The organism is Pseudomonas sp. P5_A2_2 (assembly GCF_054177685.1).
This window is the reverse complement of sequence record NZ_JBGCUL010000700.1, coordinates 1-2412: the sequence shown is the minus strand read 5'-3', so window position 1 is coordinate 2412 and position 2412 is coordinate 1. Positions and strand designations below refer to the sequence as shown.

At 61.1% G+C, this 2412-nt stretch carries 3 protein-coding genes and 1 pseudogene; all 4 read right to left on the bottom strand.

The window, feature by feature from the left end:
* A partial coding sequence (locus ACXRVY_RS24460; RefSeq protein WP_458238467.1) for a nucleoside hydrolase occupies positions 1–797 on the bottom strand: 797 nt, incomplete at its 3' end.
* Between the two features lie 103 nt (positions 798–900).
* Positions 901–1305, bottom strand: coding sequence for a D-ribose pyranase (gene rbsD, locus ACXRVY_RS24455; RefSeq protein WP_223457155.1), 405 nt, complete (start codon positions 1303–1305; stop codon positions 901–903).
* Complete coding sequence (gene rbsK, locus ACXRVY_RS24450) at positions 1302–2219, bottom strand: ribokinase (protein WP_458238466.1); 918 nt, start codon at positions 2217–2219, stop codon at positions 1302–1304. The genes rbsD and rbsK overlap by 4 nt, the downstream gene beginning before the upstream one ends.
* A 75-nt stretch (positions 2220–2294) precedes the next feature.
* Positions 2295–2412: pseudogene (locus ACXRVY_RS24445) on the bottom strand (LacI family transcriptional regulator); the annotation flags it as partial.

Below are 2412 nucleotides of genomic sequence, written 5' to 3'. Positions count from 1 at the left end.
CTGAACAACTGCGGCTTGAGCAGGTAAGCGACGACCGTGGCGTCATGCACCGGGCCGCCCGGAATGCCGTAGTGCTCCATGTCGCCCTTGATGTATTCATTGAGAATGTCGCTCACCAGCCGGCTGGCGTTGTTGTTCAGCGCGGCAATCTGTTTCAGGCGCGCTTCGCTGGTCAGGATCTTGTGGGTCACATCCAGCGGCAGGTAGGTCAGCTTTACGCCACTCTTGAGTACCACTTCGGCGGCCTGCGGATCGGCGAACAGGTTGAACTCGGCCACCGGCGTGATGTTGCCGCCATTGAAGTGCGCACCGCCCATGACCACCACTTCCTTGATGCCCTGCACGATACCCGGCTCCTGGATCAACGCCAGGGCCAGATTGGTCTGCGGGCCGAGCATGGCGATAGTAATGCTGTGGGGCTTGGCCGATTTCAGCACATCAATCAGGTAAGTCACCGCACTGCCCTTTTCCAGGCCCTTCTTCGGCTCATGCACGGCGACGCCCGACAGACCTTCCTTACCATGAATATCCTCGGCATAGATCGGCGTGCGCATCAGCGGCCTGGGTGCACCGGCATAAACCGGCACCTCCTCACGCCCCGCCCACTCCCGGGCCAATCGTGCGTTGCGCGAGGTCTTGTCCAGGCGAACGTTGCCGGCAACGGTGGTCAATGCCCGAACATTCAGCTCGTCCGGCGATGCCAGGGCGAACAACAGGGCAACGACATCGTCGGCCCCCGGATCGGTGTCGATGATCAAGTCGATCTTTTGTGCCGCCTGGGCGTTCGTTGCGGTCATCAGGGACAAAAGCAGCAGACTCCGGAGCAATGGGTGCAGTTTCTGAGCATAGCGATACGGGGCGCACTCCTTGTGCCAGGGACATCAAAACGCGGACAGCCCGTCAAAACGTAACGCCGGCGACCAGCACAATGTTGCAGTACGGCTGACACTCGCCTGTCCGAACAATCGCCCTTGCCTGCCGGCTCAGGACCTTGAATTGTTCATGGGAGAGCACTTCACGCCGACCCAATGCGCCTTCGCCGTCCAGTTCATCCAGTGCGACCAGGGCCGGCGGCTTTTTATCGAAGATTTCCTGAGCCAGCACATGGCTTTCGACCTGCATCTCACTGAGCACGACCTTCAAGGTGCTGACAAAATCCGGAATGCCATGGGTCAAGGCCAGGTCGATCAATTCAACGCCCGGTGGAACCGGCAACCCCGCATCCCCGATGACGACCCTGTCGCCATGCCCCAATGAGGCTATCAGCCGTGACAGCGCAATGTTGAGCAGGGGTGTCTTTTTCATGGAGTTTTAAACGCCTGTACATCGCTCAAGGCGGGAATTGAAGGTTGTGCGCCGGCACGGGTGACCGACAGCGCCGCAGCCACCTGCCCGAAACGGATCGCCTGCACCTCATCTTGACCCGCGRCCAGCGCCGCAGCGAAACCGCCGACAAACGTMTCGCCGGCCGCCGTGGTATCGACAGCCTTTACCACGGGCGCAGGGAAATGTTCGAAGCGTTGGCCATCGGCAAACAGCGAACCTTGCGCACCGAGGGTGATGATCACCTTGCCGGCGCCCATGGCAATCAGGCGAGTCGCCGCGGCTTGGGCGGTGTCCAGGGAGTCCACCGAGAGACCGCTCAGGGCTGATGCCTCGCTTTCGTTGGGAATCAGGTAATCGATGGACGCGTACCAGTCCGATGGCAGCGGGCGGCTGGCCGGTGCCGGATTGAGGATGACGGTCTTGCCCAGCTCGCGACCGCGCTTGAGCGCATGGCCAACGGAAGCATCGGGCACTTCCAGCTGACAGATGAGCACGTCCGCCGCGTGTATCACCGAATCAGAACGGTCAATGGCTTCTGCGGTCAATGCACCGTTGGCCCCAGGGACGATCACGATGCTGTTCTGACTGCTGTCGTCGACCACGATCAACGCCACGCCGCTGGAACCGTCAACGGTGCTCACCGCCTGGCAATCGATCTGCTCGGCCAACAGCGCCCCGCGCAGCGCCTCACCATAAGCGTCATTGCCCACGCACCCGATCATCGACACCTGGGCCCCCAACCGCGCCGCAGCCACGGCCTGATTGGCGCCCTTGCCACCGCAGACGGTGGTAAACGACTGACCAATCAGCGTTTCACCGCCCTTGGGCAAGCGTGGTGCCCGGGTCACCAGGTCCATGTTCAAACTGCCTATTACCACTACTTTTGCTGGCATATATTGCTACTCATCGATTCTGTTTCGGCGGCGCTGTGGGTTCAGCGGCTTTCTGTTTTCAACGGCTCTCTGTTTTCAACGGCACTGGGCAAACACGCCGGCCAGCGGTGCCGTCGATTCACGCATGACGATACTCGGCGTCACGATCCGCTGATCGGTCGCCAGGCCCGGCGTGGCGATTCGCCGTAAAAGC